At 72.1% G+C, this 23338-nt stretch carries 19 protein-coding genes; 15 read left to right on the top strand and 4 right to left on the bottom strand.

Annotation, left to right across the window (positions count from 1 at the left end; genetic code table 11):
- Window positions 1-36 precede the first annotated feature (36 nt).
- The 4 genes from smc (at window position 37) to AA0Z99_RS03285 (ending at window position 7591) form a co-directional block, all read left to right on the top strand.
- Complete coding sequence (gene smc, locus AA0Z99_RS03270) at window positions 37-3519, top strand: chromosome segregation protein SMC (protein ID WP_413319410.1); 3483 nt, start codon at window positions 37-39, stop codon at window positions 3517-3519.
- 37 nt (window positions 3520-3556) lie between these two features.
- On the top strand, window positions 3557-4591 hold the full coding sequence (locus AA0Z99_RS03275; protein WP_413319412.1) for a hypothetical protein: 1035 nt from the start codon (window positions 3557-3559) through the stop codon (window positions 4589-4591).
- Between the two features lie 895 nt (window positions 4592-5486).
- Window positions 5487-6644 (top strand): class I SAM-dependent methyltransferase, encoded by a 1158-nt coding sequence (locus AA0Z99_RS03280; protein WP_413319414.1) that lies wholly within the window; start codon window positions 5487-5489, stop codon window positions 6642-6644.
- Window positions 6641-7591 carry a DUF817 domain-containing protein gene (locus AA0Z99_RS03285; RefSeq protein ID WP_413319416.1) on the top strand — a complete coding sequence of 317 codons (951 nt, stop codon included), beginning with the start codon at window positions 6641-6643 and terminating at the stop codon, window positions 7589-7591. The genes AA0Z99_RS03280 and AA0Z99_RS03285 overlap by 4 nt, the downstream gene beginning before the upstream one ends.
- Before the next feature lie 802 nt (window positions 7592-8393).
- On the opposite strand, the gene AA0Z99_RS03290 is transcribed toward AA0Z99_RS03285, so the two are convergent.
- The gene (locus AA0Z99_RS03290; RefSeq protein ID WP_413319418.1) at window positions 8394-9680 is read right to left on the bottom strand and encodes a TerC family protein; all 1287 of its coding nucleotides are present in this window, start codon (window positions 9678-9680) and stop codon (window positions 8394-8396) included.
- A gap of 172 nt (window positions 9681-9852) precedes the next feature.
- Here AA0Z99_RS03290 and ftsY point away from each other — a divergent pair, with 172 nt between their 5' ends.
- Together ftsY and AA0Z99_RS03300 are read left to right on the top strand one after the other, a co-directional pair.
- Entirely contained in the window at window positions 9853-10722 is an 870-nt protein-coding gene (ftsY, locus tag AA0Z99_RS03295) for a signal recognition particle-docking protein FtsY (RefSeq protein WP_413319420.1), read from the top strand.
- A gap of 115 nt (window positions 10723-10837) precedes the next feature.
- A complete protein-coding gene (locus tag AA0Z99_RS03300) occupies window positions 10838-11836 on the top strand; it encodes an IS481 family transposase (RefSeq protein ID WP_413319422.1) in 999 nt (332 codons plus the stop codon).
- A 73-nt stretch (window positions 11837-11909) separates the two neighbouring features.
- Here AA0Z99_RS03300 and AA0Z99_RS03305 read toward each other — a convergent pair whose 3' ends face one another.
- A complete protein-coding gene (locus AA0Z99_RS03305) occupies window positions 11910-13073 on the bottom strand; it encodes an AMP-binding protein (RefSeq protein ID WP_413319424.1) in 1164 nt (387 codons plus the stop codon).
- A gap of 61 nt (window positions 13074-13134) precedes the next feature.
- On the opposite strand from AA0Z99_RS03305, the gene ffh reads away from it, so the two are divergent.
- The 5 genes from ffh to AA0Z99_RS03330 all read left to right on the top strand — a co-directional run bounded on the left by ffh (window position 13135) and on the right by AA0Z99_RS03330 (window position 18727).
- The gene (ffh, locus tag AA0Z99_RS03310) at window positions 13135-14679 is read left to right on the top strand and encodes a signal recognition particle protein (protein ID WP_413319426.1); all 1545 of its coding nucleotides are present in this window, start codon (window positions 13135-13137) and stop codon (window positions 14677-14679) included.
- A gap of 175 nt (window positions 14680-14854) precedes the next feature.
- Window positions 14855-15853 carry a siderophore ABC transporter substrate-binding protein gene (locus AA0Z99_RS03315; RefSeq protein WP_413319428.1) on the top strand — a complete coding sequence of 333 codons (999 nt, stop codon included), beginning with the start codon at window positions 14855-14857 and terminating at the stop codon, window positions 15851-15853.
- An 84-nt stretch (window positions 15854-15937) separates the two neighbouring features.
- Window positions 15938-16924, top strand: coding sequence for an ABC transporter permease (locus AA0Z99_RS03320; protein WP_413319430.1), 987 nt, complete (start codon window positions 15938-15940; stop codon window positions 16922-16924).
- On the top strand, window positions 16917-17975 hold the full coding sequence (locus AA0Z99_RS03325; protein ID WP_413319432.1) for an iron chelate uptake ABC transporter family permease subunit: 1059 nt from the start codon (window positions 16917-16919) through the stop codon (window positions 17973-17975). The genes AA0Z99_RS03320 and AA0Z99_RS03325 overlap by 8 nt, the downstream gene beginning before the upstream one ends.
- Window positions 17972-18727, top strand: coding sequence for an ABC transporter ATP-binding protein (locus AA0Z99_RS03330; protein ID WP_413319434.1), 756 nt, complete (start codon window positions 17972-17974; stop codon window positions 18725-18727). The genes AA0Z99_RS03325 and AA0Z99_RS03330 overlap by 4 nt, the downstream gene beginning before the upstream one ends.
- A gap of 16 nt (window positions 18728-18743) precedes the next feature.
- On the opposite strand, the gene AA0Z99_RS03335 is transcribed toward AA0Z99_RS03330, so the two are convergent.
- Window positions 18744-19889: an N-acetyltransferase family protein gene (locus AA0Z99_RS03335; protein ID WP_413319436.1), complete on the bottom strand. Its 1146-nt coding sequence runs from the start codon at window positions 19887-19889 to the stop codon at window positions 18744-18746.
- Window positions 19890-19958: 69 nt separating this feature from the next.
- On the opposite strand from AA0Z99_RS03335, the gene AA0Z99_RS03340 reads away from it, so the two are divergent.
- The gene (locus tag AA0Z99_RS03340) at window positions 19959-20774 is read left to right on the top strand and encodes an LLM class F420-dependent oxidoreductase (protein ID WP_413319437.1); all 816 of its coding nucleotides are present in this window, start codon (window positions 19959-19961) and stop codon (window positions 20772-20774) included.
- Here the strand turns inward: AA0Z99_RS03340 and AA0Z99_RS03345 are convergent, their stop codons facing one another.
- Window positions 20775-21869: a YbdK family carboxylate-amine ligase gene (locus AA0Z99_RS03345; protein WP_413319439.1), complete on the bottom strand. Its 1095-nt coding sequence runs from the start codon at window positions 21867-21869 to the stop codon at window positions 20775-20777.
- Between the two features lie 181 nt (window positions 21870-22050).
- Between AA0Z99_RS03345 and rpsP the strand changes: the two genes are divergently transcribed.
- Genes rpsP through rimM form a run of 3 tightly spaced genes read left to right on the top strand, consistent with a single transcriptional unit; the run spans window position 22051 to window position 23337 of the window.
- A complete protein-coding gene (rpsP, locus tag AA0Z99_RS03350; RefSeq protein ID WP_413319441.1) occupies window positions 22051-22503 on the top strand; it encodes a 30S ribosomal protein S16 in 453 nt (150 codons plus the stop codon).
- A gap of 2 nt (window positions 22504-22505) precedes the next feature.
- Window positions 22506-22742, top strand: a complete 237-nt coding sequence (locus AA0Z99_RS03355) for an RNA-binding protein (protein WP_413319443.1) — start codon at window positions 22506-22508, stop codon at window positions 22740-22742.
- A gap of 7 nt (window positions 22743-22749) precedes the next feature.
- Complete coding sequence (gene rimM, locus AA0Z99_RS03360; protein WP_413319445.1) at window positions 22750-23337, top strand: ribosome maturation factor RimM; 588 nt, start codon at window positions 22750-22752, stop codon at window positions 23335-23337.
- The last annotated feature ends 1 nt before the right edge of the window (window position 23338 follow it).

Here is a 23338-nt window from a genome sequence, read left to right on the forward strand (position 1 = left end):
GGGCTACGGTGTTCGCAGCCACGAATCGGGAGCCGCATGCACCTCAAGACCCTGACCGTCAAGGGCTTCAAGTCGTTCGCGCGCCCGACGACCTTCCAGTTCGAGCCCGGCGTGACGTGCGTGGTCGGCCCCAACGGCTCCGGCAAGTCGAACGTGGTCGATGCCCTCGCCTGGGTGATGGGCGAGCAGGGCGCGAAGACGCTGCGCGGCGGCAAGATGGAGGACGTCATCTTCGCCGGCACCGCCACGACGGGCCCGCTGGGCCGCGCGCACGTGGAGCTCGTGATCGACAACGCCGACGGAGCGCTGCCGATCGAGTACGCCGAGGTGCAGATCTCGCGCACGCTCTTCCGCAACGGCGGCTCGGAGTACGCGATCAACGGCGAGTCGTGCCGCTTGCTCGACGTGCAGGAGCTCCTCAGCGACTCGGGGCTCGGCCGCGAGATGCACGTGATCGTCGGCCAGGGGCAGCTCGACAACGTGCTGCAGGCGACGCCTACGGACCGCCGCGGCTACATCGAGGAGGCCGCGGGCATCCTCAAGCATCGGCGCCGGAAGGAGAAGACGCTCCGGAAGCTCGACGCGATGCAGGCGAACCTCACGCGCCTGCAGGATCTCACCGGAGAGATCCGGCGGCAGCTGAAGCCGCTCGGCCAGCAGGCCGAGATCGCGAAGGAGGCCGCGACCATCCAAGCGACGGTGCGCGATGCACGAGCCCGGCTGATCGCCGACGAGGTCATCGGTCTCCGAGCGCAGCTCGACGCATCCGCCCGCTCGGAGTCCGAGCGCAAGTCCGAGCGCATCGTGCTCCAGGAGCAGCTGGAGCAGGCGCAGCTGCGCGCCAGCCGCATCGAGGCCTCGATGGTCGGGGACGACGTCGATCAGGCTCGCGACGTGGCGCACGCGCTCGAGCGGGAGCTCTCGCGCCTGCAGTCGCTGCACGCGCTCGCGGGGCAGCGCCTCGCGCTGCTCGAGGAGGCTCCCGAGATGGGCGACGCCGCGCCGCTCGTGACGCCCGAGATGGTGCAGGCAGCGCGCGAGGAGGCCGGGTCGCTGCAGGGGCGGGTGGCGGATGCCGAGGCTCGGCTCGGCAGGGCGGCATCGGCGACCGCACTGGCACGCGCCAACCTCGACTCGCTCGACGAGGAGATCGCCGCGCAGGCCGCGCTGGTCTCGAAGCACGACCTCGAGGCCGCAGGGCACCGCTCGAAGGTCGAGGTGGCGCAGTCGACGCTCGCGGCCCGCGAGGCCGAGGTCGTGCGGCGCGAGAGCGCCCTCGCGAACGCCGAGCAGCGCCTCGCCGAGGCCAGCGCTGCTGCCGAGGAGACGGGCGACGAGCAGGAGGTCGACGACGCCGAGTCGCTCTCCCGGCGGTATCGCGACGCCGACGACGCCCAGGCCCGGCTCTCGAGCGCGCTCGACGAGCGGCGCGACGCGCTCCACGCGGTCGAGCGCGAGCGCGATGCCGTCGCCGCCCGCACCTCGGCTCTGAACCTGGCGCTGTCGAAGGCGAACGCGTCCGCTGGGCTCGTCGATGCCGGCCTCGATGGCCTCGACGGGCTCGTGGCCGAGCGCGTGAAGGTCGAGAAGGGCTTCGAGGCGGCGATCGCGGCCGCGCTGGGCACCCTGGGTGAAGCGGTGCTCGCCGAGACGCGGGAAGCCGCCGCCGCCGCCATCGAGCACGCGCACCGCGAGGGGCTCGGACGCATCGAGGCTGTCGTCGGCAACGCCGTGCCCATGCGGCCGACGGTCCCGAAGGTCGAGGGTGCGGTGCACGCGCCCTCCGTGGTCGACGCGCCCGCCGGGGTGCTGGGCGTGCTCGCGTTCACGTTCGTCGTCGACTCCTTGGAGGCCGCGCAGCAGGCGGGCCCCGCGATCGCGGCGCTCGAGCTCGGCGCGCCCGTGACCGTCGTGACGCGGCGCGGCGACTACGTGAGCGAATACCTGATGCGCGGGGGCAGCGACGACTCGCAGTCGCGGCTCGAGCTGATCGCCGAGCGAGACGCGGCGACCGAGCGGCTCGACGAGCTCTCGACCGCGATCGAGCGCGAGGCGGGAGCGCTCGAGGATGCCCGCCAGGCGCACCAGCAGGCAAAGCGGGCTTCGGCGGAGGCGCTGGAGGCGCTGCGCGCGCACGACGCGGCCTCGGCGGCGCGCGGTGAGCAGCGCAGCCGGGCGCGCGCGAGGCTCGAGTCGGCCTCCGGCGAGCATGAGCGCGCGGAGGCGGCGCTGGCGGAGGCCCGGCGCGGCATCGAGGAGGCACGGCGCGGCGTCGACGCGGCCGAGCTGGCCCTCGACCGCTTCCAGGCGAAGCCGCGGCCCATGCTCGACGCGTCCGCCCGCGAGGGGCTGCTGGCCGAGCTGGAGGCGGCTCGCGGCGGCGAGACGGACCTGCGGATCGAGCTCGAGACGGCGCGCGAGCGCGTGCGGGCAGAGCTCGCCCGTGCCGAGTCGCTCGCCCGCGACGTGGAGGCGCAGCGGGCGCGCGCCGAGGAGGCCGCTCGCCGCGCGGTGCTGCGCGAGCGGCAGCGCGAGCAGGCCGCCCGCGTGCTCTCCGCCATCCCGCCGGTGCTCGCGGTCGCCGAGCGCTCCGTGCAGCGGGCGCGCGCGGTGCTGGCCGAGCGCGAGGCCTCGCGGCGCGATCGCAACGAGGAGCTCTCGCGGCTGCGGCGCGACGAGGGCGGTCTGCGCGAGCGCCTGCAGGAGCTCACCGAGCACGTGCACGTGGCGGAGATGGAGGCGTACGAGCAGCGCCTGCACCTGTCGAACCTGCTCGAGCGCGCGGGCAGCGAGCTGGGGCTCGAGGAGCGCGTGCTCGTCGCGGAGTACGCGCCGGAGGAGGGCTGGGATCGCAAGGGCGAGCAGTCGAGGCTGCAGGAGGCGGAGCGCAAGCTCGCGCGCCTCGGCCGCGTGAACCCGCTCGCGCTGGAGGAGTTCGAGGCGCTCGAGCAGCGCCACACCTTCCTCACCGAGCAGCTCGCCGATCTCGCCAAGACCCGCACCGACCTCGAGCAGATCATCGCCGACCTCGACGAGACGATGCAGACGATCTTCGCGGCCGCCTTCGAGGACACGAGGTCGGCCTTCGCCGAGGTGTTCCCGGTGCTGTTCCCCGGCGGCTCCGGCGCGCTCACGCTCACCGACCCCGACGACTTGCTCGAGACGGGCGTCGAGGTGACCGTGCGCCCGGCGGGCAAGAAGATCGACCGCATCTCGCTGCTCTCCGGCGGCGAGCGCTCGCTCGCGGCCGTCGCGCTGATGGTGGCGATCTTCAAGGCGCGGCCGAGCCCGTTCTACATCATGGACGAGGTGGAGGCGGCGCTCGACGACGCCAACCTGGGCCGGCTGCTCGCGGTGTTCGAGCAGCTGCGCGAGAGCAGCCAGCTGATCATCATCACGCACCAGAAGCGCACGATGGAGATCGCGGATGCGCTGTACGGTGTCTCGATGCGGCAGGACGGGGTCTCGGCGGTCGTCGGGCAGCGCACGGTGCGCGAGCGCGAGGCAGTGCAGGCGTAGTCGGATCCGCTCGGCGCGCGCTTGCTAGCATCCGCGCATGAGCTTCGGAGCGCGCGCGGCAGGGGCAGCGATGATCATGGCGCTCGGGGTGGCCCTGAGCGGATGCGGGGGGCCGGGCCAGACGGGCGCCACGGCGAGCGATGCCGCCCCGCCTGCGCAGAGCGCTCCCGGCCAGGAGAGCCCGCCGACGGGCGGGGACCTCGAGCGCGACCCCGTGCTCGCCGCCATGCTCGAGGACCTCATCGTCGAGGAGCTGCCTCCCGTCGCCCTGCGGAGCAGCGACAGCGTCGCGTCGGAGTGCGGCACGGACGCGGGCGCCTGCTACGAGCCGGAGGAGCCGGCGATCGTCGTCACCTCGGAGTGGACCGACTTCCGGCAGCCGGAGCTGCTCGCCCACGAGTACCTGCATCACGTCTGGGAGCGCGACGGGCTCGACGCTGACGCCGCGCTCGCGACTGCGCTCGACGAGGCCTTCGACGACGAGGAGGGCTTGGGCGCGCTCGTGCCGCCGTGGCAGGACTCCTACGTCGAGGCCGACGGCTCGATCATGCCGACAGAGCTCTTCTCCTACGCGTGCACCGGGCTCCGCAGCGACCAGCTCGCGACCGTGATCGCGGAGCGCTGCCAGCAGTACCTGCACGTCGATCGGCTGCCGGTCGCCCGATCCATCGACCAGGCGGCGCTGCTGCGGGAGGTCGATGCGCTGCGCGAGGCTGCGGGGCTCGAGCCCATGGAGCCGAACCCTCACGCGACCGCTGCATCCGAGGCGCGCGCCGCCCTGTTCGCGCCCACGTCGCAGGTGCCTCTGGGGGAGTTCCCCGAGTCGGTCACCGAGCACCTGGACGCCGGCTGCGCTCCCGCTCGCTACGGTGCGCAGCTGACGCGGCCGAGCGATCCTGCGCAGATGGCGGCCTCGCTCGACGCGCTGTTGGAGGGAGCGCTCACCGACCCCGAGCTCTCGGGCATCGGCATGGCGACGACGGCGTTCGACCACATCGATGCGCGCGCGGTGTTCGACGAGCGGACGCTGCGCGTCAACGCCTCGCTCGTCGTCGTCACCGTGTGCGGCTGATGCGCGCTGCGCACTGACGACTCGTGCAGCACGGCGGGCGCTGCAGCGCGCGGCGCCGGCGGCTGGGAGAGGCGCGCGCTGGCCATCGCCGAGGCCTCGGCGCCGGCGATGACCGGCGCCGCCGTGCTCATCGGGGGATCCATGACGGGGGAGCGCGCGCCATCCGCCGCCACGCTCTCCCGGAGCGCGGAGACCACGAAGACGCTGCCGGCGTCGTAGGTCTCGTCCAGCGCCGCTTGGATCGAGCCGTCGTCGTAGAGCACCTGCAGGGCGAGGGTGCCCTGCTCGTCGGACGCGCCGAGGAAGTCGGCCCGGTCGAGCGCCATGAGCTCGGCCTGCAGCGCCTCGACCGCTGCCGCGTCGAGGTCGCCGGCCGGCACCTCGACGCTCGGCAGCGTGATGGCCGCGGCGCTCATCGGCTCGCCCGTCTGCGTGAAGGCGAACGCGTCGGCGTCGTAGGTGCCGGTGACCGCGACCCCCTGCGCCCAGCGCACCCCGCCGGTCCCCTGATGCTCGAAGGCCTCCCAGTCCCACGCCAGCAGCGCAGGCCCCTCGCACTGGGGTGGAGCGGACTCGGCGACGGCGCCCGCGCACAGGATCTGGCCGTCGCCGCGCTCGAGCACCGTGGCGACGGCGAGCACCTCGCCGTCCGGGCTCGGGGTCGGCAGGTCTGCGAGGTCCGTGGAGGGGGTGCCGGGTGCGGTCGCCGCGGGGCCCGCGACGGATGCGCAGCCGACCGTGGCGAGGAGGACTGCGACCGCGAGGGCGCCGATCGTGAGGGTTCTCATGGACCCACGCTAGGTCGCGGGCTGGCCGAGCACATCCCAACCTTCTGCGCGGCTCGCGCGTCACAGCCGTGCGGCGACGCCCCTCCCCGCGGTGCGAGGATGGATGCGTGACCGATCGCGACGCGCTCTTCGGGCGGCTGCGCCGCTGGCCAGACGTCGAGGACCCCACGCTGCAGGCGCACGACGCCTCCGACGCGCTGATCCTCGACGAGGCCGCGACGCTGCGGCGCGAGCTCGGCGAGGTCGTCGTCATCGGCGACCGCCACGGCGCGCTGACGCTCGGCGCCCTCGCGGCCGGCGCGACGAGCGTCCGCGTGCACCAGGATCTCGTCGTCGCGGAGCGCGCGCTCGACGCCAACGCTGCCGAGCTGGGCGTCACGGGCTACGTGCACCATCCGCTCGACGCCTCCCTCGTCGACGGCGCGACGCTCGTGCTGCTGCAGCTGCCCCGCTCGCTCGACGCGCTGGACGAGATCGCCGAGCGCATCGCGACGCACGCCGACGAGCGGGTGCGCGTGATCGCCGGCGGTCGCGTCAAGCACATGTCGATGAGCATGAGCGCGCTGCTCGGGCGCTCCTTCACGCACGTGCACGCGAGCCTCGGCTGGCGCAAGTCGCGCGTGCTCCACGCCGAGGGCCCGCTGCGCCCGGGCATCAGCTGGCCGCGCAGCCGCACCCATCGCCTCGGCGACGGCGAGCTCACCGTCGTCGCGCACGGCGCGGCGTTCGCCGGCACCGCCGTCGACATCGGGGCGCAGACGCTGCTGCAGCACCTCGACGCGCTGCCGGCCGTGTCGCCGCGCACCCAGCGCGGCGCGGATGCGTCGCACGCGGCCGAGCCCGACGTCATCGACCTCGCGTGCGGCACCGGCGTGCTGGGCGTCGCCCTCGCGCTCGCGCGGCCCGACATCCGGGTGCTCTCCACCGACGCCTCGGCCGCCGCCGTCGCCTCGACGCTCGCGACCGCTGCGGCGAACGGCGTCGCCGAACGCATCGTCGCCCGGCAGGCCGACGGCCTCGAGGGCGTGCCCGACGCATCCGCGCGGCTCATCCTGCTCAACCCGCCGTTCCACGTGGGCGCCGCCGTGCACACGGGCATCGCCGAGCGGCTGATCGCCGACGCGGGTCGAGCGCTCGCGCCCGGCGGCGAGCTCTGGTGCGTGTTCAACAGCCCGCTCGGGTACCGCCCGCTGCTCGATCGCATCGGCGAGACGCGACAGGTGAGCCGCAACGCGAAGTTCACCGTCACGGCGACAAGGCGATGACGGGCCCGGCCGGGCGCTCGGTCGAGTTCACCGCGGTCGAGGAGGCGATCGATCGCGCGGCGCACCGCATCCTCGATCGGCGCGGCCTCCGCGGGCAGTCCCAGCCGGCCTCGCCCGCACCCTCCCGGTGGCGCCGCGCCGCCGTCGAGCTGGCTGTCTTCGCGCTCAAGCAGGGCTGGGCGGCCATCTTCGGCGGCCTGCTGCTCCTGTGCATCCTCGCCGCTCGCCTGTGGTGGCCGGAGGGCGCACCCGTCGCGCGGAACGACGCGCTGACGATCGCCGCGATCCTGATCCAGGCCGCCATGCTGGCCTTCCGCCTGGAGACGCTCCGCGAGCTCTGGGTGGTGCTGCTCTTCCACGTCTGCGGCACGGTGATGGAGCTGTTCAAGACCGACGTCGGCTCTTGGGCCTACGAGGCGGAGGGAGTGCTGCGCATCGGCGGCGTGCCGCTGTTCTCGGGCTTCATGTACGCGGCGGTCGGTTCCTACATGGTGCGCACGATGCGCATGTTCGACCTCCGCTTCACGCGCTACCCGCCGCTCTGGGCGACGCTCGTCGTCGCGGCGGCCATCTACGCCAACTTCTTCACCCACCACTTCATCTGGGACCTGCGCTGGGTGCTCGTCGCCGCGGTGCTGGCCCTGTGGGGCGGATGCGTCATGCGGTTCCGCGTGCTCCGCGCGCACCTGCGCATGCCGATCGTCGTCGCCTTCGGCCTCGTTGCCACGGTGATCTGGGGCGCCGAGAACCTCGCGACGCTCGGCGGTGCCTGGCTCTACCCCGACCAGGTCGACGGCTGGCGGCCGGTCTCCGGGTCGAAGGTCGTCAGCTGGTTCCTGCTGATGATCCTGTCCGTCGTCCTCGTGACGCTCGTGCACCGGCCGCAGGCGCCGCGGTCGCCGTCGCCGCGGGCGGCATCGACGCCGCCGCCCAGCAGCGCAGCATGAGCGCGGAGCGGTGGCCGGCGCAGTCCTCGGCGAAGGCCGCGAGGTCGGCGATGCCGAGGTTGCGCGCGCCCTTCCGCACCGCGACGTCGCCCAGCAGCAGCACGTCGGGGTCGCCCAGGCGCAGCGCGAGGTAGCCGACCGTCCACGGCCCGATGCCCTTGAGCGCGAGCAGCTGCGCGCGCGTCTCGAGCGGGTCGGAGGCGCGGCTGACGTCGATCGCGCCGGTCGCGACAGCTTCCGCCGCGCGTCGCACGGCGGCCGTCTTCGCGGCCGGCCCGCGCAGCACCTCGGCGCCCGCCGCCACCTGCTCCATGGTGGGGAAGCAGCGGTCGAGGCCGTCGCCGACCAGCGCCGCGGGCAGCGCGTCGCCGAGCGCCGCCAGCAGCCCCAGCTGCTGCGTCGCCGCCACGACCGAGATCTGCTGCCCGACGATCGCTCGGATCAGCATCTCGTGCGGGTCGGCGCAGCCCGGCTGCGCCAGCGCCGGCTGCGCCGCGACGGCCGCGGCGAGCGCGGGAACGCCGTGCCGGGCCGCCGCCCACGCGAGCCGCTCGTCGGCGGCGCGTCGCGCATCGGACCCCGTCAGGTCGAACAGCTGCGCGAGGTCGGGATCGGCGGTCGACGCCGCGTCGCCGACGACCTCGACGGCGGCGACGCGCGGACCGGGGAGCGAGCGGCGGTAGCCGTCGCGGGAGACCACCTCGAGGCCCGGGACCGCTCGCGGCGCGAGCCATGCGAGGATCCCGGTCGCGCCGGTCACGACCGCCGCCGAGCAGACGACGGCCGCGGCCGCGCCGGCAGGTCAGACCTGGCGGTCACCGCGCTCGTCGAGCTCTCGCTCATCGAGCCGCTCACCCTTGGCGATGCGGCGGCGCACCTCGTCGAGCGCCTCGGGCTCCATGTCCTCGCGCGCGGCCTCGCGCAGCACGTCCTCGTGGAAGTCGGCGGCGGGCGCCTCCTTGCCTCGGGCGTCGATGACGCTGAGCGTGCCCGTCTCGGTGTGCTCCACGCGCAGCGGGCGGTAGAACGCGTTGCCCGTCGCGTCGACGATGTGGTAGTGCCCGTCGGCGCCGAGCTCTGCCTCGGACGGGCCGAGGTGCAGCGACGAGTCGCCGGTCGTCTTCGCGTCCACGCGCAGCTTCACGAGCGAGGCGACCGTCGCGATCACCATCGAGGCGAGGATCACGATGAGCGAGTGCCAGGTCTCGATGTGGGGGACCCAGGTGATGGGCTCGCCGTTGTTGATGAAGGCGAGGTCGTTCGCCTCCATGGCGTGGAAGACGAGCTTGACGCCGATGAAGCCGAGGATCGCGGCGATGCCGTAGTGCAGGTACACCAGGCGGTCGAGCAGGCCGCCGAGCAGGAAGTAGAGCTGGCGCAGGCCCATGAGGGCGAAGATGTTGCAGGCGAAGACCAGGAACGGATCCGTCGTCACCGAGAAGATCGCGGGGATCGAGTCGATCGCGAACAGCAGGTCGGTCGTGCCGAGCGCCAGGATCACCATCAGGAACGGGGTGACGTACTTCGTGCCGTCGACCGTGATCGTCGTCTTGCCGCCGTTCCACGTGTCGGTGAGGTTGACGCGCTTCTTCAGCAGGCGCACGGCGAAGTTGTCCTTCTCGCCCGCGTCGTCCTCGCTGCCGAACGCCTGCTTCCAGGCGACGTAGACGAGGTAGGCGCCGAAGATGTAGAAGACCCACGAGAACTGCTCGATGATCTGCACGCCGACGACGATGAAGATGCCGCGCAGCACGATGGCGATCAGGATGCCGATCATGAGCACGCGCTGCTGCATCTCCTTCGGGACCGCGAAGCGGCTGAGGATGATGATGAAGACGAAGAGGTTGTCGATCGACAGCGAGTACTCGAGCAGCCAGCCCGTGACGAACTCGCCGGCCTTCACGCCGTCGCCCATGAACCACAGCACGCCGGCGAAGACCAGGGCGAGCGAGACGTAGAAGACGACCCAGCCGGTCGCCTCCTTCATGGAGGGCACGTGCGGCCGCTTCACGACGATGAGCAGGTCGAAGATGAGCACGGCGACGAGGAGCGCCATGGAGACGACCTCGAAGATCTGGTAAGCGGTCAAAGCGCGTGGCCTCTCGGAATGGGTGCGTGCATGGACGCGAACGTCTCTCCCGCGCTCATCGCGCCGCCGCGACCGGGTGCCGCAAGCGGATCCGTGATGACGATCGCGGCGTGACGGGATACTCCCCTTCGCCGAAGCACGAGTCTAGCCCCTGGCCGCCTACCATGGAGCCATGGCAGCGAAGTGGTCTCTCTCCGGCGCCCTGCGGGGCATGTTCCAGCGCGAGACGATCACCGAGGAGACCTGGGACGACCTCGAGACGGCGCTCATCACCGCCGACTTCGGGCCAGACATCACGGAGCAGCTCATCGATGCGCTGCGGGCGGATGTCGAGCGGCTGCTGGTCGACGACCCGCAGGATCTCCGCCGCATGCTGCGCGAGCGGCTGGAGGAGCGCTTCGCGGAGTACGACCCGACCCTCTCGCTCCAGGAGCGCCCGGCGGTGATCCTGGTGGTCGGCATCAACGGCGTCGGCAAGACCACCACGATCGGCAAGCTCGCGCGCTTCCTGGTCGTGCACGGGCAGTCCGTCGTGGTGGGCGCGGCCGACACCTTCCGCGCCGCGGCGGTCGAGCAGCTGGGCACCTGGGCGCAGCGCGCAGGCGTCGCGATCGTGCGGCCCGAGCGCGAGGGCCAGGATCCTGCATCCGTGGCCTACCAGACCGTCGAGGCCGCGAAGGCGCACGGCCACACGATGTGCATCATCGACACTGCCGGACGGCTGCACACCAAGGGCGGGCTGATGGACGAGCTCGGCAAGATCAAGCGGGTGATCGAGAAGCAGGCGCCCGTCTCCGAGGTGCTGCTGGTGCTCGACGCGACGACGGGGCAGAACGGCGTCTCGCAGGCGCAGGCCTTCATCGAGTCGGCCGGCATCACCGGTCTCGTGGTGACGAAGCTCGACGGCAGCGCCAAGGGCGGGTTCATCCTGGCGGTGCAGGAGCGCACCGGCATCCCCATCAAGCTCATCGGGCAGGGCGAGGGCATCGACGACCTGACGGGCTTCACCCCGCACGTCTTCGTCGAGCAGCTGGTCGGCTAGCTGTGATGCCCAGGGACGTTGTTTCGTGACACGGGCCTGATCTGCGGATAGGTGAAGGCCTCCGGTTGTGGAGTGGAGCTGTTCAGTTCACCGCTCCACGAACCAGGAGGCCTTCGTGTCCCACGCTAACGCTGCGCTGACCAAGCGCGCCCGACTCGCCTTGGCTCGGCTGATCGTCGATGACGGCTATCCGGCCACGGTGGCCGCGAAGCTCTACATGGTCTCGCCGCCGACCGCGCGCAAGTGGGCCAGGCGCTACCGCGAGGAGGGCGTGGCTGGCATGGAAGATCGCTCCAGCCGGCCCAAGTCCTTCCCCAACCGCACTCCGGACGAGCTCGTGCGTTCGATCGTGATGCTGCGCTGGCGGCACCGGCTGGGACCGGTGCAGATCGGCGGCTGGCTCGGCATCGCCGCGTCGACCGTGCATGCGGTGCTCGTGCGGTGCCGACTGAACCGGCTCAGCACCATCGACCGGGTCACCGGCGAACCGATCCGGCGCTACGAGCACCCGCATCCGGGCTCGCTGCTGCACGTCGACGTGACGAAGTTCGGCAACATCCCGGATGGCGGCGGCTGGCGCTATGTCGGCAAGCGGCAGGGCGACCGGAACCGGGTCGCGACCGTCGAGCGCACCGGCGCGCGCCGGAACGAGCAGCACCGGCCGTTGCTGGGCACGGCGTACGTGCACACGGTGGTCGACGACCACTCCCGCGTCGCCTACGCCGAGATCTGCTTGGACGAGCGGGCGGAGACCGCCGTCGGCGTGTTCGAGCGGGCCGTCGCGTGGTTCGCCGACCGTGGCGTCTCCGTCGAGCGCGTCCTGTCCGACAACGGCTCCGCCTACCGCTCACACGCCTGGCGCGACGCCTGCGCCGACCTCGACATCGTCCACAAGCGCACCCGCCCCTACCGGCCGCAAACAAACGGCAAGATCGAGCGCTTCCACCGCACCCTCGCGGACGGCTGGGCCTACGCACGCCGCTACGAATCAGAGACCGAGCGCCGAGCGCAGCTCCCCGGCTGGCTGCACTTCTACAATCACCACCGAGCACACTCCGCCATCGGCGGCACACCCATCAGCAGGTTGAACAACCTGCCTGGACATCACAGCTAGCCCGCGCGCGCAGGTCGCGGGTCCCGTCGGTCGAGCAGCGCCGGCCGCAGGCCGGCGCGTCACGAGACCCGTCTCAGTCCGCGGTGTCCGGGTGCGTCAAGGGCCCGACGATCATCAGCCGCCCGTCCTCGATCCGCGCCTGATCCTCGGTGATGACCGTCGCGTGCGCACCGCGCACCCACAGCAGCCCGCTCGCGTCGCCCCGCCCGGCGTGGCCCACGATGCCGAAGTCGCTGCCGGGCAGCCGTCGTCCGGCTGTGCCGGGGTTGGCCGTCAGCAGCTCGGGCGTCGCGACCGCGACGGTGCCGGTCTGCACCGACCCGTAGGCGGTCAGCACGATCGGGCCCCAGGTCGCGTGCAGGCGCCGCACGAGGTCGGCATCGATGTCCTCCCCGGCGACCATGATGCGCCGCAGCCGCGGCGGGCGCTCGCCCGAGCGCTCGAGCTCGTCCAGGATGCCGGTGAGCTGCCTCGGCGAGGCCGAGAGCACCGAGACGAAGCGCTCGCGGATGATGCGGATGCGGTCGGCCGCAGGCGTGTGCGCTGCGCTGACGAGCGTGGCGCCCGTCAGCAGCGCCATGCCGAGCAGCTGCAGCCCCGGGCCGCGGTGCGGGGGAGCGCAGGCGAGCACGACGTCGGTGCCCAGGATCCCGAGCCGGTCGTGCAGCCCGGCGAGCTGGCGCAGACCCTGCACGCCCATCGCGCCCTGCACGTGGGGAGTGATCGTGCCCGAGGCGGTCTTGGAGGGCAGCACGATCCGAGCCCGATGCCGGGTGCGGCCGAGCCCAGAGCCGTCGGTGACCGACCACTCCATGATCTGACGGGCGGATGCGGTGGGCCCCGGATGCCACGCCGGCGCGTCGCCGTCGTGGATCAGCAGGGCGTCGCGGGGGACCGCGCGCCGGAAGTCCTCGAGCGCTCGCGGGCTGATCGGCATGACGTCGAGGCCGAGCCGCGAGCCCGCCAGCAGCGCGATCTCCATCGCCGGCCCGGGGCACGAGACGACGACCGGCAGCGGCCTGCGCTGGAGCGGGCCGACGTAGAGCACCGCCGCGACGCCCTCGGCGGAGCGCCACAGCTGGCGGAACGTGGTGCTCCAGGAGTCCACCACCAGCCCGGGCCGGTCCCCGTGCACGCGCGACGCGTGGCGGGCGAGCGCCGTGATCGTGAACCCGTAGGTGCGCACGCTGTGCCACAGCGAGCGCGCGTGCGTCGGCGGCATGCCTCGGAGGCGCATGCGGTCTCCCCTCTGCGGTGACGGAACCAGCATGCCAGGCCGCCGGTAGACTGACCGCACCATGGCTGCGTTCGGTTCACTCTCCACCCGCCTCACCGAGACTCTCGCGAAGCTCCGCACGAAGGGCAAGCTCTCGGCGTCGGACGTCGACGGCACCGTCCGCGAGATCCGGCGGGCGCTGCTCGATGCCGACGTCGCGCTCGAGGTGGTGAAGGGCTTCACCGCCGCGGTGCGCGAGCGAGCGCTGGGCGCGGAGGTGTCCGAGGCCCTGAACCCCGCGCAGCAAGTCGTGAAGATCGTCAACGACGAGCTCGTCGGCATCCTGGGCGGGGAGACGAGGCAGCTGCAGCTGGCCAAGCAGCCGCCCACCGTGATCATGCTCGCCGGCCTGCAGGGCGCGGGCAAGACGACGCTCGCGGGCAAGCTCGCGAAGCACCTGCGCGGCAAGGGCCACACGCCGCTGCTGGTCGCGAGCGACCTGCAGCGCCCCAACGCCGTCACGCAGCTGCAGGTCGTCGGCGGTCAGGCCGGCGTGCAGGTCTTCGCGCCGGAGCCCGGCAACGGTGTCGGCGATCCCGTCAAGGTCGCGCGCGACGGCGTGGCAGAGGCCAAGCGGCGCCAGCACGACATCGTCATCGTCGACACGGCCGGCCGGCTCGGCGTCGACGCCGACCTGATGCGGCAGGCGGCAGACATCCGTCGTGCCGTGCAGCCCGACGAGGTGCTGTTCGTCATCGACGCGATGATCGGTCAGGATGCGGTCGCCACCGCGAAGGCGTTCCAGGAGGGCGTGGACTTCACCGGCGTGGTGCTGACGAAGCTCGACGGCGACGCGCGAGGCGGTGCCGCGCTGTCCATCCGCGGCATCACGGGCAAGCCGATCATGTTCGCGTCGACCGGCGAGACGCTCGACGACTTCGAGCCCTTCCACCCCGATCGCATGGCGAGCCGCATCCTCGACCTGGGCGACATCCTCACCCTCATCGAGCAGGCGCAGAAGGCCTTCGACGAGGAGGAGGCGCACCGCTTCGCAGAGGCGATCGCGACCGACGGCTTCACCCTCGAGGACTTCCTCAAGCAGATGCAGCAGCTGCGCAAGGCGGGCAACTTCAAGCAGATGCTCGGCATGCTGCCCGGTGCGAAGGGCATGCGCGAGGCGATCGACTCATTCGATGAGGGCGAGCTGGTGCGCACGGAGGCGATCATCCAGTCGATGACCCCGCAGGAGCGCAAGCAGTCGAAGATCCTCAACGGCTCGCGGCGCCTGCGCATCGCGCGCGGCGCGGGCGTGACGGTCACCGACGTCAACCAGCTGATCGCCCGCTTCGAGCAGGCGGCGAAGATGATGAAGACGGTCGCGAAGGGCGGCATGCCCCAGATGCCGGGCATGGGTCCGATGCCTGGGATGCGGCAGGCGAAGAAGGCGGCGCCCAAGGGCGGCAAGCAGCAGCGTCGCTCGGGCAACCCCGCCAAGCGCGGCGTGGAGCCTGCCGCGCCGGCTGCGCCGCAGGGGAGCGCCTTCGGGGCGCCCAAGACCGAGGGTGCCTTCGGCGAGCTCTCGGGCGCGGAGCAGGAGACCCTGCAGCGCATGCTCGGCAACCGCTGACGGCGGTGCCCGCGCGGCGATTCGGCGCCGCTGCCGCAGTGCCGCTTGCGCATCCGCGGTGAGGTTAGGTTAGGCTTGCCTTATCTAGCAAGCGGGGCCGCTCGGCCGCGCACGACCCGAGCCGCCGCAGCGGCGAGGTCGGATCATCGCTGATCCTCACACCAAGGAGATCCCCATGCCCGCGAAGCGTCCCATCGCCGCGCTCACGCTGCTCGCCGCATCGGCAGTCGTGCTCGCCGGCTGCTCGGCCACGACGGCCGCACCCGCCGAGCCCGCTGGCACGACGCCCCCTGCCGAGGCAGTCGTCGAGGTCGAGGACAACGCCGGGATCCAGACCGTGCCCGCCGAGCCCTCCTCCGTCGTCGCGCTCGACAACCGCACCTTCGAGACGCTCTCCGACTGGGGCGTCGAGCTCTCGGCGGCAGCGGTGGCGCTCATGCCCGACACGATCGCCTACACCGAGGACGACTCGATCGTCGACATCGGCAACCACCGCGAGCCCAACCTCGAGCTGATCGTCGCGGCCGACCCCGACCTCGTGATCAGCGGCCAGCGATTCTGGGATCGCGACGCCGACATCGCCGCGCTCGTCCCCGACGCGACGATCCTCCAGCTCGAGCCGCGCGAGGGCGAGCCCCTCGACGAGGAGCTGCGCCGCCAGGTGACGGTGCTCGGCGAGGTCTTCGGCAAGCAGGCCGAGGCCGAGCAGCTCGTGGCCGACCTCGACGCCGCCATCGCTCGCGCCGCCGACGCCTACGACGCCTCGCAGACCGTGATGGCCGTCACCACCACCGGCGGCGAGATCGGCTACCTCGCGCCCTCCGTCGGCCGCACGCTCGGCCCGATCTTCGACGTGCTGGGCCTGACGCCCGCGCTCGTGGTCGACGGCTCGACCGACGACCACCAGGGCGACGACATCTCGGTCGAGGCCATCGCCGACTCGAACCCGGACTGGATCCTGGTGATGGATCGCGACGCTGCCGTGGGCGCCGACGACCCGTCGTTCTCGCCGGCCGCCGACATCCTCGAGGGCTCCGAGGCGCTCGCGGGCGTCACCGCGGTGCAGGAGGACAACCTCGTGTACATGCCCGCCGACACCTACACGAACGAGAGCATCCAGACCTACACCGAGTTCCTCGACGCGTTCGCCGACGCCCTCGAGGGCGCGCGCTGATCGAGCGGCCGATGCGGCGGCGGAGCCACGGAGGCTCCGCCGCCCTCGGCCGTCGAGGACGCAGCGCATGACGATGGGTGAGGGATGACGAACACAGCGCTCGAGCCGCGCACGCGCGGCAGCCGGCAGCTGCTCGACTGGCGCCTGCTGCTCGGCGTCGGCGTGGTGGGCGGCCTGCTGGCGCTCTCGCTGATGACGGGCGTCTACGACGTCGTCGGCGCCGAGGACGGCGGCGAGATGCTCGGGATCACGCGCATCCCGCGCACCATCGCGCTCGTGCTGGCGGGCGCGGCGATGGCGATGTGCGGCCTCGTGATGCAGCTGCTCACGCAGAACCGATTCGTGGAGCCCACGACCACGGGCACGACGGAGTGGGCAGGGCTCGGCCTCATGACCGTGATGATCCTGGTGCCGACCGCGGGCATCCTGCCCCGGATGGCGGGCGCGGTGATCGCCGCCTTCGTCGGCACCATGGTCTTCTTCCTGTTCCTGCGGCGGGTGTCGCTGCGCGCATCCCTGATCGTCCCGATCGTCGGCATCATGCTCGGCGCGGTCGTCTCGGCCGTCTCCACCTTCCTCGCGCTGCAGACCGACATGCTGCAGAGCCTCGGCGTCTGGTTCGCCGGCAGCTTCACCTCGGTGCTGCGCGGGCAGTACGAGCTCCTGTGGGTCGTGGCGATCGTCGCGATCGCCGTCTTCGTCGTCGCCGAGCGCTTCACGGTCGCGGGGCTCGGCGAGGAGATCGCCACGAACGTCGGCCTCGACCACCGCCGCGTGCTGCTGCTGGGCGCCGGCCTCGTCGCCGTCGCCACGGGCGTCGTCACCGTGGTCGTCGGCAACCTGCCCTTCCTCGGACTCATCGTGCCCAACATCGTCTCGATGATCCGCGGCGACGACCTCCGTAGCAACCTGCCCTGGGTGTGCCTGCTCGGCATCGGCATCGTCACCGCGTGCGACCTCATCGGGCGCACCATCATCGCGCCGTTCGAGGTGCCCGTCTCGCTCATCCTGGGTGTGCTCGGCGCCGTCGTGTTCGTCGCCCTGCTCCTGCGGCAGCGTCGCCGTGGTTGACCTCAGCCGACCGCGCCGCACGCCGCCCGTGCCGCGCGAGACGAAGACCCCACGCACCTCCGCCGCGCTGCCGACGCCCGCGGCCCGGCGCCGCTTCGCGATCGTGCTCGTCACCCTGCTCGTGCTCGCCGTCGCCTTCGCGCTCATCCTGCTCGCCTGGGACAACCCGATGCCGTTCGGCACCGACGGCTTCTGGCGCATCGCCGAGCTGCGCGTCACGAGCGTCGTCGTGATGGCCGTGGTGGCGCTCTGCCAGGCGGTCGCGACGGTCAGCTTCCAGACCGTGACGAACAACCGCATCATCACCCCCTCGATCATGGGGTTCGAGTCGCTCTACACGGCGGTCCAGACCTCCGCCGTCTACGCCCTCGGCATCACGGGCATCGTCGCGCTGCAGGGCTTGCCGCAGTTCGTCCTGCAGATCGCGCTCATGGTGGGCTTCTCGCTGCTGCTCTACGGCTGGCTGCTGTCGGGGCGCTACGGCAACCTCCCCGTCATGCTGCTGATCGGCATCGTGATCGGTGGCGGCCTCGGCTCCGTCTCCGCGTTCATGCAGCGGCTCCTGACGCCCAGCGAGTTCGACGTCCTGAGCGCACGGCTGTTCGGCAGCGTGTCGAACGCCGATCCGGCGTACCTGCCCGTCGCCATCCCGCTCTGCCTGCTCGCTGCCGGAGCGCTCTGGTCCCGCGCCCGCACGCTGAACGCGCTCGCGCTCGGCCGCGACGCGAGCATGGGGCTGGGCCTCGGCCACCGCGCGCAGACGATGCAGGTGCTCTTCCTCGTGTCGATCCTGATGGCGGTCTCGACCGCCCTGGTCGGCCCGATGGTGTTCCTCGGCTTCCTCGTCGCCACCCTCGCCTATCAGGCGGCCGATACGCACGACCACCGGCGCATCCTGCCCGTCGCGGTCCTGCTGGCGTTCGTCGTGCTGAGCGGGGCGTACGTCATCATGCGCCACGTCTTCGCCGCGCAAGGCGTCGTCTCGATCATCATCGAGCTGATCGGCGGCAGCGTCTTCCTCTTCGTCATCCTCAGAAAGGGCCGGCTGTGATCACCCTGCAGGACGTGCGCAAGCACTACAGCGACGAGGTCGCGATCGGGCCGGTGTCGCTCGAGATCCCCAAGGGCGGCATCACCGCGCTCATCGGCCCCAACGGCGCGGGCAAGTCGACGCTGCTGACGATGATCGGCCGCCTGCTGGGGCTCGACGCCGGCACGATCGAGATCGGCGGCTACGACGTCGCGCAGACCAGGTCGAAGGACCTCGCGAAGGTCGTCTCGATCCTGCGTCAGGAGAACCACTTCGTCACGAGGCTCACGGTGCGGCAGCTCGTCGCGTTCGGCCGCTTCCCGCACTCGAGGGGGAGGCTGACGCCGCGCGACGAGGAGCTCGTGAGCGGCGCCATCGACTTCGTCGACCTCGGCGCCTTGGAGCACCGCTACCTCGACGAGCTCTCCGGCGGTCAGCGCCAGCGCGCGTACGTCGCCATGGTGCTCGCGCAGGACACGGAGTACGTGCTGCTCGACGAGCCGCTCAACAACCTCGACATGCGCCACTCCGTGCAGATGATGCGACACCTGCGCCGCGCGGCCGAGGAGCTCGGGCGCACGATCGTGCTGGTCGTGCACGACGTCAACTTCGCCGGCCACTACGCCGACCGCATCTGCGCCGTCAAGGACGGGACGGTCGTCGAGTTCGGCACCGTCGAGGAGATCATGGTCGACGAGGTGCTCACGCGCGTGTTCGACACCCCCGTGCAGGTGGTGGACGGCCCGAACGGGCGGCTCGCGGTCTACTACTGAGGCCCGTCGCCCGCCGCTACAGCTCGATCGAGTACATGCGGGAGCCGTGCTCCTTCACGTACCCGAGGCTCGCGTAGAGGCCGTGCGCGCCGGAGGGGTTCTCGGTGTCGACGTCGAGCACCGCGGCCTCCATGCCGGCGTCGACGAAGGCGCGCATGCTCGCCGCGAGCGCCGCGAGCGCCGCCTTCCTGCCTCGGTACGCCCTGCGCGTGCCGAGCAGGCCCGTGTAGCCGAAGGAGTAGCCGCGCACCTCGAAGTCGGCCTCGAAGCGGTCGTTCATCGCGTACGCGACCACGAGCGGCTCTCCCGCCTCGAGCGCGGCGCGCGTCGCCGCATCCGTGCGCTCGTCCGCCAGCAGCGCCTCGACGTCGGGCGCGTCGTCGACGACGAGGAACGACCACTCAGGAGCGAACTCGCTGCGGCCGTTCGTCCACTGCTCACGGGTCTGCGGCTCGCTGCCCCAGTGGTCGCGGAACGCGTCGTTGTGGGCGAGCCGGGTCGCGTCGTCCAGCTCGGGGGAGAAGGGCACGAGCCGCAGCGATCCCGTGAGCTCGACCTCGGGGAGGGGCGCGCTCGGCGCTCCGGATGCGTCGGCGTCGGGTGCACCGGCCGCCGCGCGCGTCGGCAGGGTGCGCTTCAGGTCGGAGAAGTAGCGGCGCGGCTCGAGCCCGGCGTGCAGGTAGAGGCGGTGCACCGACTGCGGCGCGTCGTCGTCGGCGTAGGCGGCGATGCGTCCGGGCAGGTCCTTGCCCGACGCCGCCAGGAGCTGTCGAGCGCGAGCGAGCTGCCACGCGAAGACCTCGCGGCCGATGCCCTCGCCGCGGCGCGCCGGGTGCACGCCGCCGAAGGCGAACGCCCGCACGGTGGTGGTGTCGCCGGGGAAGGAGCTGACGAGCGCCGAGGCGCGCAGCGCGCCCTCGTCGTCGAAGCCGAGCAGCGAGTCGCGCTCGAGATCGCGCCAGCTGGCGCCGAGCTCGTCCCGCGTCTCCTCGACCGTCTCGCGGTACGGCGCGCCGTCGGCCGCTGCGATCGCGTTGTCGAGCGCCGTCAGCGCCGGCGCGTCCTCGATGGTGGCGGGGCGCCAGGTGAGGCCGCCGGCGGTGATCGTCGGCAGCGTCTCTGGCGCCTGAGCGCGCTCTGCGATGGGGGAGAGGTGGGTCACCCAGCCAGCGTAGAGCGCCGCCTCGCCGACTTCGAGCACGAGGGCGCCGGGCGGTCGTAGGCTCGAGCCATGACGGATCGACCCACTCGCATCGGCGTGCAGCTCGCGCCGCAGCACACGACCATGCAGGCCACGATCGACGCCGCGAGGCAGCTCGAGGAGATGGGCGTCGACGCCGTCTTCGGCTGGGATCACTTCTTCCCGCTCTCCGGTGAGCCCGACGGCACCCACTTCGAGGCGACCGCGCAGCTCGCCGCCTGGGCGGTCGCCACCGAGCGCGTGCAGATCGGTCCGCTGGTGTTCTGCAACTCCTACCGGAACCCGGATCTGCTCGCGGACGTGGCCCGCACGATCGACCACATCTCCGGCGGCCGCTTCGTCTTCGGGATCGGCTCGGGATGGTTCGAGCGGGACTACGAGGAGTACGGCTACGAGTTCGGCACGGTCGGCTCCCGCCTGAACGACCTCGCCGCCTCCCTGCCGCGGATCCGCGAGCGCTGGTCGCGGCTGAACCCGCCGCCGGTCGGGGCCATGCCCATCCTGATCGGCGGCAAGGGAGAGCAGAAGACGCTGCCGATGGTCGCGGAGCACGCCGACATCTGGCACTCCTTCGTCGGGCCCGACGAGCTGCCGCACAAGCTCGACGTGCTGCGCGCCGCGTGCGAGGCGCGCGGGCGGGACATCGACGAGATCGAGATCTCGAACGGCGCGAGCGTGCGCGACGGCGTCGGCGGTGTGGGCTTCGAGCGGCTCGACGCGCTGCACGCCGCCGGGACGCGCCTGCTCACCATCCCCCTCTCGGGCGACGACACGCCCGATGGCTACGCGCTCGATCGCGTGCAGCCGTTCCTCGACTGGCGCGACCGCAAGGACGACGCGCGGTAGCTAGGCGCGCATCGCCTGGATGATCTCGGCGAGCACCGCCGGGTGGCCGCCGCGGGCGAACGCCGAGCGCTGCTGCTCGGCGGATCCGCCGCGCTCGAGCACTCGAGCGGCTGCCGCGAGCGATCGCGTCGCGCCGAGGTCCTCGGCGACCGGCGCGAGCCGCTCGATCGCCTCGCCGATCGCATCGCTCACGGGCTGCAGCGTGCCGCGCTCGTCGACGATCGCGGTCGCGGCGAGGCCGTCGCGGGCGGCGCGCCACTTGTTCTCGCGCACGAGCCACGACGGCAGGTGCCGCTGGGGCTCCCCGTCGTCGAGGGCGCGCGACGCCTCCTCCATCAGGCAGTGGATGAGCCCGGTGACGGCGGCGAGGTCGTCGATCGACGGGGCACCGTCGGCGACGCGCATCTCCACCGTGCCGAGCGCCGGCGAGGGCCGGACATCCCAGCGGAGCTCGCCGATGTCCTCGATCACGCCCGCGGTGAGCATGTCGTCCAGGGTGCGCTCGTACTCGCCCCAGTCGACGAGCATCGGCGGGAGGCCGCCGGTGGGCAGCTGCTGGAAGAGCATCGTCCGGTGCGACGCGAAGCCGGTGTCGAGCCCCTGCCAGAAGGGGCTCGAGGCGGAGAGCGCGAGGATCAGCGGGAGCCGGTCGAGCATGGTGCGCATGAGCGGCACGACCTTGGCGCTGTCCTCGACGCCGACGTGGTTGTGGACGCCGAAGATGATGAGGCGGCGGCCCCAGTCGCCGGCCTTCTCGATCACCCGGGCGTAGCGAGGGTCGTCCCCCTGCGTCTGCTCGCGCCAGCGGCTGGTCGGGTGGGTGCCGGTGCCCACGAGCGCGAGGCCCATGCGCTCCGCCGCAGCGCAGGCCGTGTCCCGCATCGCGCGCAGCTCGTCGACGGCCTCGTCGGTGGAGGTGTGCACGCCGGTGATCAGCTCGATCATCCCGGTGAGGAACTCCTTGTCGAAGCGCTTGTCGTCGATGGAGGCGAGCAGCTCCTTCGCGTGCGGCGCGATCTCACCCGTGGAGGGGTCGACGAGCGCCAGCTCCCACTCGATGCCGAGCGACGATCGCGGTGATGCGGCGAACTTCATGGGTGAAGCGTAGGGCGTGCGCCTGCGTGGCGCGCGCGTCGCCGGCAGATGTGCCAGAATGGGGGGTCGAGCACGCGCCCGACCCTCTATCCGGCGCGCGACGCTCACCGAGCTTTGCGGGTCGCGCATCCCCACATGCGCAGGCCGCGGTGCACTACGAACACACAACAGCAGGAGAACTGTGGCAGTCAAGATCCGTCTGAAGCGCTTCGGCAAGATCCGTGCGCCCTACTACCGCGTCGTCGTGGCCGACTCGCGCACCAAGCGCGATGGCCGCGTCATCGAGGAGATCGGGAAGTACCACCCGACCGAGAACCCCTCGCTCATCGACATCGACAGCGAGCGCGCCCAGTACTGGCTCGGCGTCGGCGCGCAGCCGACCGAGCAGGTCGCCGCGCTCCTCAAGCTCACGGGCGACTGGGGTCGCTTCACGGGCGAGGGCCCCACGGAGAGCCAGGTCAAGGCTCCCGAGGGCAAGCGGTCGTTCGAGATCGACGAGGCCAAGAAGCCCGTCCTGAAGCCCAAGGCCGAGAAGCCGGCCGAGGCGCCCGCCGAGGCGCCCGCGGCCGCGCCGACCGACGCCGAGGAGGCACCCGCGGAGGGTGCCGCCGAGGCCGAGAAGACCGAGGACTGAGCATGCTGCGCGATGCGCTCGAGCACCTCGTCAAGGGGATCGTCGATCGCCCTGACGAGGTGCGAGTGGGCTCGCGCGACACGCCGCGCGGCGAGGTCCTCGAGGTGCGCGTGCACCCCGAGGACCTCGGCCGCGTCATCGGGCGCGGCGGTCGCACCGCCGGCGCTCTGCGCACCGTGATGGGTGCGCTCCCCGGAGGACGCCGCGTCCGCGTGGACGTGGTGGACACCGATCGCTAGGCCGGCCGTGCCCGCGCGCACCCAGCTGCGCGTCGGACGGCTCGCCAGGGCCCATGGGCTCAAGGGCGCGATCAAGGTCGAGCTCTACACCGATGACCCCGGTCGACGCTTCGTCCCGGGCGCGCGCTTCGCGCTGCAGGTGCCCACGTCGTCGAAGTGGCACGGCAAGTCCATCGAGCTGCTCGAGCTGCGGGTCTACAACGGCAGCCCCGTCGCGTTCTTCGAGGGCATCACCGATCGCACCGAGGCCGAGTCCCTCGTGAAGGCGGTGCTCTGGGTCGAGCAGGATCCGACCGAGCTGCCCGTCGAGCCCGACGCCTGGTACGTGCACCAGCTCGCCGGTCTCGAGGTCTGGCGAGACGGCGGCCGCATCGGCCGCGTCGTGCGCGTCGACCCGATGCCGGCGCAGGACATGCTGATCGTGGACGTCGAGGGCACCGAGATCATGGTGCCCTTCGTCAAGGCGATCGTGCCGGAGGTCGACCTGCGCGCCGGACGGCTGACGGTCACGCCGCCGCCGGGCCTGTTCGAGGAGCTCGACGCCGAACCAGCGAGCGCCGCGACCGAGCCGACCGCCGCCCCCGACGCGGACTAGC

The sequence above is a fragment of the Agrococcus phoenicis genome (assembly GCF_047302415.1).
Lineage (GTDB): Bacteria > Actinomycetota > Actinomycetes > Actinomycetales > Microbacteriaceae > Agrococcus.